This is a genomic window from Cellulosilyticum sp. ST5, assembly GCF_046529625.1.
In the GTDB taxonomy this organism is placed as follows: Bacteria; Bacillota; Clostridia; order Lachnospirales; family Cellulosilyticaceae; genus Cellulosilyticum; species Cellulosilyticum lentocellum.
Genome location: NZ_CP132338.1, coordinates 3,926,281 through 3,937,454, shown reverse-complemented (window position 1 = coordinate 3,937,454; position 11,174 = coordinate 3,926,281). Strand labels below are relative to the sequence as shown.

The 11,174-nt window shown below is 34.3% G+C and carries 10 protein-coding genes; 4 read left to right on the top strand and 6 right to left on the bottom strand.

Annotation, left to right across the window (positions count from 1 at the left end):
• Positions 1-53: 53 nt before the first annotated feature.
• The 3 genes from QTL86_RS18965 (at position 54) to QTL86_RS18955 (ending at position 3,366) form a co-directional block, all read left to right on the top strand.
• Positions 54-1,358 carry a hypothetical protein gene (locus QTL86_RS18965; protein ID WP_410495746.1) on the top strand — a complete coding sequence of 435 codons (1,305 nt, stop codon included), beginning with the start codon at positions 54-56 and terminating at the stop codon, positions 1,356-1,358.
• 92 nt (positions 1,359-1,450) lie between these two features.
• Complete coding sequence (locus QTL86_RS18960; RefSeq protein ID WP_410495745.1) at positions 1,451-2,527, top strand: TFIIB-type zinc ribbon-containing protein; 1,077 nt, start codon at positions 1,451-1,453, stop codon at positions 2,525-2,527.
• Positions 2,527-3,366 carry a TPM domain-containing protein gene (locus QTL86_RS18955; RefSeq protein ID WP_410495744.1) on the top strand — a complete coding sequence of 280 codons (840 nt, stop codon included), beginning with the start codon at positions 2,527-2,529 and terminating at the stop codon, positions 3,364-3,366. Before QTL86_RS18960 ends, QTL86_RS18955 begins: the two co-directional genes overlap by 1 nt.
• 158 nt (positions 3,367-3,524) lie before the next feature.
• Here QTL86_RS18955 and QTL86_RS18950 read toward each other — a convergent pair whose 3' ends face one another.
• From QTL86_RS18950 to QTL86_RS18925, 6 genes are all read right to left on the bottom strand, one after another.
• Positions 3,525-5,366, bottom strand: a complete 1,842-nt coding sequence (locus QTL86_RS18950; RefSeq protein WP_410495743.1) for a DUF2207 domain-containing protein — start codon at positions 5,364-5,366, stop codon at positions 3,525-3,527.
• A 37-nt stretch (positions 5,367-5,403) separates the two neighbouring features.
• On the bottom strand, positions 5,404-6,810 hold the full coding sequence (locus QTL86_RS18945; RefSeq protein WP_410495742.1) for a DUF2207 family protein: 1,407 nt from the start codon (positions 6,808-6,810) through the stop codon (positions 5,404-5,406).
• Positions 6,811-6,888: 78 nt separating this feature from the next.
• Entirely contained in the window at positions 6,889-8,064 is a 1,176-nt protein-coding gene (locus QTL86_RS18940) for an ArsA family ATPase (RefSeq protein ID WP_410495741.1), read from the bottom strand.
• Positions 8,065-8,069: 5 nt separating this feature from the next.
• Positions 8,070-8,396, bottom strand: coding sequence for a hypothetical protein (locus QTL86_RS18935; RefSeq protein WP_410495740.1), 327 nt, complete (start codon positions 8,394-8,396; stop codon positions 8,070-8,072).
• A gap of 14 nt (positions 8,397-8,410) precedes the next feature.
• On the bottom strand, positions 8,411-9,580 hold the full coding sequence (locus tag QTL86_RS18930) for an ArsA family ATPase (protein ID WP_410495739.1): 1,170 nt from the start codon (positions 9,578-9,580) through the stop codon (positions 8,411-8,413).
• 80 nt (positions 9,581-9,660) lie between these two features.
• Positions 9,661-10,155: a MarR family winged helix-turn-helix transcriptional regulator gene (locus tag QTL86_RS18925; protein ID WP_410495738.1), complete on the bottom strand. Its 495-nt coding sequence runs from the start codon at positions 10,153-10,155 to the stop codon at positions 9,661-9,663.
• 369 nt (positions 10,156-10,524) lie between these two features.
• On the opposite strand from QTL86_RS18925, the gene QTL86_RS18920 reads away from it, so the two are divergent.
• Positions 10,525-11,112 (top strand): Crp/Fnr family transcriptional regulator, encoded by a 588-nt coding sequence (locus QTL86_RS18920; protein WP_410495737.1) that lies wholly within the window; start codon positions 10,525-10,527, stop codon positions 11,110-11,112.
• The last annotated feature ends 62 nt before the right edge of the window (positions 11,113-11,174 follow it).

Sequence of the window (11,174 nt, the reverse complement as noted above, 5' to 3'; positions counted from 1 at the left end):
ACTCCTAAACCGCATAAACTATTACGACACCTTATGATAAAGGAGTGTTACTTATGTTTGATCCAAGAGATACTTGCCTTTTAGATGATGCACTTGCAAGATTTGATGAACTTGTAAACGCTCCTTGTCTACATGAGCTGACTCATTTCCCAGTATCTCCTTCTGAGACTCCTCCTGCCTGCTTAGGCTTTATTCAAATTGAAGGCTTTCCTGTCACAGATACCTTTAAAGCATTTTCCTTTGTTTTAAATGCTCTAGAAAGCCTTCAAATAACCATTGGCTATGTTATACAAGTGCGCAATGAACAACTTTCTATTTATATTGGTATTAAAGGGGATGAATTTTTCTGCGTTGCTCTTGAAATTTTAAAAAATGGGCTAATTCAAACCTTTCCTGGTATTCAACTTCATGAATTAACACCTGAGGAAAGTTGTGAACTAATTGATCAGCTCTTTAGTCCTTGTAAACATAACTCACTTGCAACTATTTCTGTTATCCCTAATACAAGTACCACAACACCCATACTCACTTCATTTAATAATTTAATGGGAAGAAATGAGGACTTTGTTCTTTTTTTATTAGCAACACCCGTGTCTCTTTGTCACATACGATCTATACTCAACGAACTTATTTGTCTATTTAATATCTTGTCTGGCTTCTCTCAAGGTAATCATACTGCTTCCAAAGGCTTAAATAAGAATGGTTCTACTACTGTTACACGTTCTAATACCGAAACCAATGGTAGGAGTTGTACAGACACAAATACTTCTGGCAGTAGTCATAATTCTTCTCAATATAAAAATATAACATCTTCTACTTCTCTTTCTTTAGCAAATAATAAATCTCTGGGAGTTAGCCTGCTTTGTAATGACTCTTGTGGACACGCAACTAATACTAGCCGTGCTTCTGCTGAGGGTATTACTAATAGTGAAGCTGTTGCTTGTTCTAATAGCCGCCTTACTGCTACTAATCTAACAGAAAACGAAGCCATCGTTTTTAGTATTCAGAATAAGTGCGTCGTAGATGCCTTAGCTACTCTTAATTTACTTATCACCCGCTATACCAACTTATTAACCTTACCTGCCTTTGAATTTGGCGCCTATCTTATAGCACCTTGTTTATCAACAACAGTTCGTGGTGCTTATACTTACTTAGGTGTTGCTGATGACCCCTCCTCTACTATAGGTCCTACGGTTGTTAATGTATGGGATCATTGTAATAGTAGCTTCTGCACTATCTTGAAGGAGTTACAATGCTTTAATCAACCCTTCTTTGAATCCTGTTCTTCGAAAGATTGTCTTTCTAGTACTACTATTATTAGCGGATTAGAATTTATAAGCACTCTATATTTTGTGTAAATATAGAGTGCTTGTTCACAATATTTATTCGATATGCTATACTGATTTCAATAATAGCCTCTATTTATAGGCTTAATAAGGGAGGGTTTGTCTTGTCCGTTGTTTCATACAAATGTCCTAACTGTGGGGGAGATTTAGGCTTTGATCCAGAATCTCAAAAACTCAAGTGTGAATACTGCTTTAGTAGCTTTAATGAGCAAGAGTTAGAAGTTTTGACAACAGAGAAAAGTTATAATGAGCCCGGTGAAGAATTTATAGAATATGGTAATGATGCTACTGCTGAAGAAGGCACCACCATGCTCTATACTTGTCCTAGTTGTGGTGCTCAAATCGTTACTGATGAAGTAACCTCTGCTACACTTTGTTGCTATTGTCATAATCCTGTCGTTTTCTCAAAACAACTTTCCGATGAATTTAAACCATCAAAAGTAATTCCCTTTAAAAAAAGTAAAGAACAAGCACTAGAAACATTTCTTGCTTGGCGAAAGAAAAAACATTTTTTACCTGATGATTTCTCCTCTCCTAGTCAACTTGAAAAAATCGCTGGGATCTATATTCCCTATTGGCTAGTAGATTGTGATACCTCTGGCTATATGAGAGCAACTGGTAAAAAGATAAAATCTTGGACTAGTGGAAGCTATCGCTACACTCAGACAGATATCTATGCTGTATCTAGGGCTGCTTCTATGTCTTTTGATTACTTGCCTCATGATGCTTCCAAAAAAGCTGATGACCTGGTAATGGAGAGTATCGGTCCTTATAATTATGATGATCTTGAAACCTTTTCTTTTTCTTATCTAACAGGGTTTATTGCTGAAAAATATGATGTAGATAAAGATACCATTTATCCAACTATTAAATCTAGGGTAGAACGTGCTGTTGAAACAGAGCTTCGTAACTCCATTCATGGCTACACCACAACTGCTGTAGGTGGTAAAAATGTTCAAATTCATCGCACCCGTTTTCACTATACTTTGATGCCTGTTTGGATGTTAACTTATATTTATAAGGGGCAGACTTACATGTTTGCTATGAACGGTCAAACTGGTAAGACTTTTGGTAGCTTACCAATATGTAGCAAAAAGCTTAACTTTCTATTCCTTTGGGTATTCCTCATTACTTTTGCTGTTGTCTTTTTTGCATTAGCTTATACAGGAGGTCTTGCCTAATGAAACGTAGAATGAGTTCTTTAATATTTACTTTAATATGTTTTTTTACTTTATGTAGCTCTCTTATGGCTGCTGTGCCTAGAGTTAATGACTTAGCTGATTTACTTAACCTTGATGAGATTGAAAGTTTAGAGAAAAAGCTTGATATACTTAGTGAGACTTACCAAATGGAAACAGTCATAGTCACCACCAATGATGCTGAAGGAAAAACTGCCACAGCTTATGCTGATGACTTCTATGATACAAACGGTTATGGCTATGGTGACAATTGGGATGGGATTCTCTTTTTGATTGATATGGATAACCGAGAGTTAGCTATCTCTACTAGCGGACTAAGTGCTAAATATGTAGATGATAGGCGCATTAATACCCTAATGGATACTATTGCCCCGTACCTTACTGATGCCAATTATTATCAAGGCTGTATTACATTTATTAATGGTGTAGAGACCTACTTTAAATCTGGCATTCCTTCTGATAGCCATTTGATTTTCGAAGATGGTAAAAAACCATTTACCAATAGCTATGGTACTCCTCTGACTGCAAAAAATTACTTAGTCTATGCAGGTATTGCCTTTCTTGCAGCACTTGTAATGGCTTCTATTGTCAGAGCTATTATCAGTTATCGCTATAAGCATCCACGTCATACCGTTCCTGCTACTTTGCCAGACAGACTATCTGTCAACTATACTGAAAAGCAGGATCAATTTATTTCAACTCATACTACAAGAACTAAGATTGAGACCTCAAATTCTGGCAGAGGTGGTGGCGGTGGTGGTTCCTCCATGCATACTTCCAGCAGCGGTAGAAGTCATGGTGGTGATAGTAGAGGTTTTTAAAAGGTACGTTCTAATTAGCTTATTATAATCAACACTATCATTTTTCTAAAATAAAAACTAGGTTATCCTTCTATTCTGATAACCTAGTTTTTATTTATCATTCATTTCTATCTATTTTATCGTATCTCTTTATTCTCATCTTTATTTAGCGACTATTTTTACCAAGATCCTCCTCCACCTCCCCCAGAGCCCCCTCCTGATGAACCTCCTCCTGAATCTCCTGAAGAGCTTGATGGATTAGAACTCATTGTTACTTCTACTGAGCACATCATTCTATATAAACGATTAATAAATCCATTACTATTAGAGTACTTCCCTTCATACCAACTAGGAGGGCTTTCTATATAATCATTAAATTTCTCCATATCCTTTTGGCTTATATTTAATGCCATTATATAAGCAAACATATCTTCAAAATAATTAGTATGATCCTCTTTAAGCTTTTTTAGTTCTCTATGATCTATATTCTGTATGTATTTTTTAAAACCTTTGAGCTCTAGATATAGCTTTTCGCCATAAGGCGTTCTTTTTATCATCTTCTGAATAACTTTGAACATAACTACCAAGCATACTTGATTCATTACAGTAACTGGTATTAATTCTCCATAGTCTCTTAGAAGTGGCCAAAGAAGTATTACTCCACCTAGCCCCATAAATATAATCCCCCATATAATAAATGGTATACTTTGAACTAGGTCTTCTTTACTTATGCTTGTTGTTAATACAATAATACCTGAAGTAAAACAAATAATAGCCCAGAACACTATATCTAATCGTCCTCCATAGGCAAAACTGATATAAGTAACACTAACATGGGATAGAATAGCTAAAATAATGGCTAGTACTTTGGCCCTATCTGCACCTTTTTTAAATAAATGAGCTCGTTTATCCTTTTCATTCACTAGCTTTTTTACTTTATTAACTGTTTTATAAAAAGTATCTCTCAATTTCTCTTCATCAACTCTATCTCTACGATTAAATAATCCTTTAAAGAAAACCGCTTCTGCTTTATCCCCTCCATCATAGGCTTTTAACTTTTCAATTTCAAAAGAATTAGATGCTTTATATTTACTATCTTCATCTCTCATATCTATAATTCTTAAATAACCTTTTTGAGCTAAACTAAATAGTAAAGATATGGCATCTTTATTGCTTGCTTTGCCTTTATAGATCATCCCTACTTCTGCACTACTAAGCCCCTCTGGTAGATACGTACATTCTTCTATCTTCTCCCTTGGATTCCTAGCAAATATTAACCAAAGTAATAGAACTACTATCAGTGTTGCTATGGGAAGTATTATTAAAGTATTTAAATTAATACTCCAACTTACATTATCCCTAGTAGCTGTAAAATACCCTTCTGGTAGCTCTATACGAATCGTCAAGGCTTCACCTGACTGAAGTGAACCTTCATAATAGCCTATAATACGGTTTCCTTCTACCTCATAGTAAACACCTTTATAACTTGTATTCCCTTTAGCCCCTACTGAAAAGTCTATTTGATTAGCATCAAAAGCCTTTGGCATTTCTATTTCAAAACTCACATTACTTATACTCGTATCCCACTCATTACCTATAATATTAAAGTAAAATTCATCATAGCCTTTCCCCACATCTTTTCCCAAATCATAAGTATAAGTTAATAAATAGTACTGATCCCCTGTCACAGTTACCTGGGGATCGCCTATTTTGATAACCTTATCATTTCCTTCCGTATGGTAAGTACTCACTATGTTAGATTTCATATCTGATACCTTTGCAATAACCTGTGAAACTGTCCCATCTATGCGTGTGACTCTATTTTTTATAGGTATCTTTCGGTAAATCCCATGCCTCTGGGCAATAAAATTAACGTCTATATCTTCTCTGATGTTAAATATATTTTCTTCGCTTACTTCAACCTTCACTTTGTAAGCTTCAATACTATATCCTCCATCATCTGCATAAAGTGGTATAACCAATAAAATAAAACCTAATAAAAAGAACAATAAACGTTTCATAAATCCCCCTTCGTATATCACTGAACTCTTCTTCTCCTTAATCACCTATATAAGCAACCATTGACTTTTCTACTGAAGCTATGATTTCATGTAAACGATTAGTAAATCCACTGCTATTAAAGTGTGGTCCATCATACCAAGTAGGTTGAGTTTCTATTAAGCTATTGAATTTTCCCAGTTCCTCCTTACTTATATTTAGTGCTACCATGTAAGCTAGCATCTCATCAAAGTAGTTTTCATGATTCTGTTTAAATCTCATAAGTCCTTCATGGCTTACATTCTCTAAATATCTTCTAAATCCCCGGATTTCTAGATACAACTTTTGTCCATAAGGTGTCCTTATCCTCATATTTAGAATAAGTTTGTACATAAGTCCAGACCCTACCATACTTAATGTAATTACTGGAATTAATTCTTGATAATCTCTTAAAAGTGGCCACAAAGTATATATACCTGAACCCCCACTAATTATGAGTAAAAGCATGCTATATATATATCCTATTTCACTAAATAGCGCTAATCCCACAATCCCTAACGTTATAGAAATACAAGCGGGTAATATGTAAACTTGCATTCCTCCATAAGTAAAACTTTTATAAATAACTGTAATATAAGATAAAGTAGTTAAAATACCAGCTATTAACCTTGCTCGCTTTACACTTTTCCTAAATAAATACTCTCGTCTCACTCTAGCTTCTACTATCTGCCCTATTTTTCTAAGTGGAAGGCCTCCCCTCTCCCATAGTTTCTTTTCCTCCACTCTGCTTCTATATTTAAATAACTCTTGGAAAAAAATCTTTTCAGCTTCATCTTCCCCATCATAATCTTTTATCTTTTCAAGGGCAAAAGAATTAGGAGTTTCTTTTATTCTATATCCAAGTATCCTTTCTGAGTATAGGTTTCGCTCTACGTTAAATGACTTTTCTTGATTATTCAAATCTATAATTCTTAAGTATCCCTTTGAAGCTAAGCTAAATAGTAGTGATATCACATCTGTATTGGTCAACTCACCACGCCAAATCATTCCCACCTCAGCACTGTTAAACCGTTGAGGTGGATAAGTATATTCTCTTATTTGCTCTCTCGGATTCCTACCACACACCATACATAGCATCAGGACAATAACCAGTGTCACTATTGGTATTAGTATTAAAGTATTTGGGCCAGTACTCACTGTGTTAGATTTCACATCCGATACCTTTGCAATAACCTGTGAAACTGTACCATCTATGCGTGTGACTCTATTTTTTATAGGTATCTTTCGGTAAATCCCATGCCTCTGGGCAATAAAATTGACGTCTATATCTTCTCTGATATTAAATATATTTTCTTCGCTTACTTCAATCTTCACCTTGTAAGCTTCAATACTATATCCTCCATCATCTGCATAAAGTGGTATAACCAATAAAATAAAACCTAATAAAAAGAACAATAAACGTTTCACACCTCTCACCTCTTGTATCCTTAAATACTTTCACCTCCTTCATTATATATTATTTTGATTTTTTAAACAATTTTGCATTTAATCTTGATTTTGGGGTAAATAATAAATTTTAAGCTGATTATCTTCATATTTAGCTGTGCTTATTTCGTGATGTCTAAGTTTTTGAGGCAATGTAAAGCTTCTCTTTTCATTCTTAATGGTTAAAGTTAGTTCATCCCCTTGCTGAGAAAGCTTCAACTCCTTTTTATCTACAAAAGGAATATGAATGTTTAAACTATACCCTTCTTGTAATTTCTGTACTTCAAATATTTTGTCTTGAAATAAAATATCCTCCGGCAAATGCTCTTTATAAATCTGACTACCTACTTGTTCTAGCATTGAATAGCACCTAAGTTCTTTATCCATGAGTCCTACTTTAAAGACAGGTAGACCTTTAAAGCTTTCCTCTATATCATTAAGACTTTGCTCCTGCAGTTTTATCCATGCATTAAAATATCCCTCCATAGAATCTTTTGGGAAAATCTTATTAATAATAATGGCATCCACATTATAGTCATATAAATGCAGATAGGAAAAACTTCTCTTGGCTTCTTTTATAACTATTTTTTCAGGTGTTGTTACAATTCTAATGCTTACTACTTTTTTATCCATCATAAGGCCATGAAGTTCATCAATTTTCGTATAGAGCTTTTCCATCTCTACAAATACGTCATCTTTAGGCATAGGAATTTTAGTAGTACTTTCTACTATTGGGCCTGCAAGCTTAGCAGCTTTTCTTTTCATAGGGAATAATTTCTCCATCCACCACCTAAACACATCTGGAAACTTAAGAAGAGACATAGTTTCCCCTGTTGGTGCACAGTCTACAATTAGTACATCATATAGGCCTTCATCATATATTTCTTTAATCTTAATAAGAGACAATAATTCCCCTAATCCCGGAAATACTAATAACTCTTCTGTTTCTATACCATCTTTAGCTTTTAAAGTTAGTAGCTGTTTAAAATAAGCCTTGATATTTCCCCAAGCCATTTCATTTTCTATAACCGTATCAATCTCCATTCCATAGAGATTCTCTGCTATTTCTTTAGCTGAATTGCCTAATTTTATATCAAAGGAATCACTTAAACTATGGGCTTCATCTGTGCTCACGATTAATACACGTTTTCCCCTTGCTGCTATATGAGCTGCTGTACATGCAGCAATACTAGTCTTACCAACTCCACCTTTTCCTGTATATAATATGACTCTCATTAAAATCACTCCTCACTAAAATCAATTTCTATCTTTTTAGACCTGCCATTAGCTCTCGTACTTTGTTTAATATCTTTATTAGTTATGTCTTGCTTTTCCTTTTCTGAATTATAACTTTGATTATTCGCCTTACTTCTAACTCCCTCTGCATCTGCAGACTCTCTAGAATCATCCTTCCAAAACATTGTCCAAGCAACCTCTTTTATAAAGCTTAATGCTTCCTCTTCTGCTAACTCTACATGTGCTCTCATTCCCTTTGGCATTATTTCTTTAATTGCTTCATATTCAAGCTGTTTAGCTTGTAATAATTTTTTTAACGCTAGTTTATTCATATGAACACCTCTTTCTATTCGAAATAAATATTTAGTGCTCCATCTTCCCATTTAGCTGAAGAAATGCTGTATTTCTTCATCACATTTGGTAGTGGAATATTCCTTTTGAAATTACCAATCTTAATAATGACATCTGTCCCTGATTCAAATAAATCAAAATCTGCTTTAGTAGAAAATGGTACTAGGACTTGAAGCTTGTAGCCTTTATCTGTTTTTTCAAAGGTTTCATTTTGAGTACATTTCAGTACCTTGAAAATTTCTTTATCTTGAAGTGAGTCTCTTGTAATACGCGTAAGTGCTTCAACACCATTCAAATCTACTTCATACCATTTCATACTATAGATAGGCATATGTGAGAATGCTAATTGAATTTCTTCTAAATACTTTTCTTGAAGGGTCTGCCACTGTTTAAAAAATGGGTTATCTATATCCTTTGGTATCATTCGATTAATGTATATGGCATCTACATTAAAGTTATATAAATTTAAGTACATATAACTACGCTTAGTTTCTTCTACTACCATCTTTTCTGGAATGGTTACAATTCTAATGCTACAAATCTCTCTATTCTTTAGAAGTGCTTGTAATTCACTTAATGTCATATATAATCTCTCTATATCATTCATAGCCGTTTGATCTGGTAAGTCTACTTTAAAAGCCACCTTAGAAATAGGCCTTAATACCTTAAGGGCCACTTTTTCTATTGGAAACAGTTTCTCCATATACCAAGCAAAAAGCTCTGGAAATTTTAAAAGTGATAAGGTCTCTCCCGTTGGCGCACAATCTACAATAATAAGCTCATATTCCCCTGCTGTATAAAGCTCTTGTATTTTAATGAGTGAAAATAATTCCTCAATACCTGGGAATACTATAATATCCTCTAACGCTTCACTGGCTTCCTTGTTCTCTCCTACCTTCATTAAATTTCTAAGTGCTTTAGAAATGGTACCATAGTGTTTCTCCATCTCATAATTATGATCTATCTCTAAAGCATATAAATTCTCTATTACTTCGGTTGGCTCTTCTTTTATAGGTTTTTCAAACAAATCACTGAGATTGTGTGCGGCATCTGTGCTTACAATTAAGGTTTTAATGCCTTCTCTAGCTGCTTTGACCCCATGAGCGGCTGCAGTGCTTGTTTTACCTACACCGCCTTTTCCTGTAAAAATAATAATTCTTCCCATAATAACACTCTCCTTAATTCGATTTACGATTAGTTCTTCACTCGAAGTATCTATTTAAAAAAATAACTTAGCTAACTAAGTTATTCTATGGTTATTCGTTTTACCGGCTTAGATTTAGTGACCTCTTCTGTCTCTTGCTTTCCCTTTTTTAAGATTTTTATTGCTTTATTTAAAATACTATACATTACACGCTTTTCTTCTTCATCTAATTCTGCATTTAGGGCTTTAAAATAATATGTCAATTCTTCTATTTCCTTTTTTACAAAAGCTTCTCCCATTGCCGTAAGGCTAATAAATACTACTCGCTTATCTTCTACATCCCTTTGGCGCTGAGCTATTTGTTTCTTTTCTAGTCTCGTAATAACACCAGTTGCTGTGTTCAGTGGTGCATGAATATAATCTGCTACCTCTGTCATATTGACTTGCTTCTTCCTATATAAAAGTAGCAAGGCTAGTATTTCATTCTTGGAATAATCCAAAAAAGCACTATTCCATTCTTCTGGGAAGAATAGAAACTTAAATTCATCTATATATGCATAGATTAGTTCTTCAATATTAAATCCATCTTTTGCCATAATTATACCTCATCATTTACTTCGTGCCTCGAAGTATATTTTTATATTATGCTTATATTTCTAAATTGTCAATGTTTTTATTTTTAATTTGGGCTCTGATAGATAAATTTGTTGGTATTTAAATATAACACAGCGGACTTACTCCCAAAGATCCTTTACTCAATAAAAATCTGCAGAAAACACTTTCCAAAATGGACAAGGTGCATAAGGAAGCAACTATTGAATCACTAACAATAATAAGATAGACAGTCAACAGCTACATCATGTATAAAACTTTATAGCTTGGAATTTGGCCTCCAATGACAATAGGAAGAAAATATGATAAAATGCTACATATAATTCGTCATATATTATAAATGAGGAAAGATGATGATAGTGAGACCAAGTGAATATTTGGAAAAAAGATTACAAGTAACGTTAAACCAACACGTGGAAAAAATGATTGACCAAGATACAAAAGTTATATTATTTCCTGCTGGACACACGGTGCTCTGGGAGGGTGATACGTCATCATATCTATATTATATCATTCAGGGCGTTGTAAGAGGATATTACATTGATAGTAAGGGCAATGACATAACAAAATGTTTTTGTGCTGAAGACGATTTCTTTTCAACAGAGGGCTTTAGAATATCTTCCCCTGCGACGTTCACTATTGAATGTTTGGAAGACTGCAAATGCTTTCAATTCCCATATGCATTACTCAAAAGCATTGTGAATACTAATAAAGGCATTGGTGATTTGGTAAGCCATTTATTTCAAGTGGAAGTAAGCAAACAAGAAGATCGAATCAAAAAGCTTATGTTGCTAAATGCAGAAGAGCGTTACCTCACTTTTTGCAATGATTATCCACACCTACACAACAGAATTGCTCTAAAATATATAGCTTCCTACATTGGTGTGCATGCGGCTTCACTAAGCCGTATAAGGAAACAGCAAAAATCATACGAAAATTAACATAGGTGAATTACAAGATCACTTCTTCCAGTCATACTTGACTATATCGGAAGGAGTGATTT